The organism is Streptomyces beijiangensis (assembly GCF_017315755.1).
Taxonomy (GTDB): Bacteria; Actinomycetota; Actinomycetes; order Streptomycetales; family Streptomycetaceae; genus Streptomyces; species Streptomyces beijiangensis.
This window is the reverse complement of sequence record NZ_JAFLRJ010001289.1, coordinates 1-336: the sequence shown is the minus strand read 5'-3', so window position 1 is coordinate 336 and position 336 is coordinate 1. Positions and strand designations below refer to the sequence as shown.

Below are 336 nucleotides of genomic sequence, written 5' to 3'. Positions count from 1 at the left end.
GGCCGCTACTCCCTGCACGACCCCCACGACCACGCCCCCCTGGGCGAAGAGCACTTCCACTGCGCCCCAGGCCCCTCAGGCTGGCGCTACGTCTCCCAGACGACGACCCCCACCGGCGACCACGCCGGCTCCATCGACCTGGCCCTGGACGAACTGGGCCGCCCCATCCGCCTGGAACTCCACGCCTCCGCCTGGCAGATCCGCGGCGCAGCCCTGGAAGGCGTCACCTGGGTCCGCACCGACCCCACGGGCGTTCACGCCACCGAGGGCAACGTCAAGGCCCACGCCTTCACCGGCACTTCCCCGGCCTTCCTCATCGCAACAGCAGGTCTTCTC

At 71.4% G+C, this 336-nt stretch carries 1 pseudogene; it reads left to right on the top strand.

Features of this window, described 5'->3' with window-relative positions:
• Positions 1-336, top strand: a pseudogene (locus J0695_RS41545) (hypothetical protein); the annotation flags it as partial.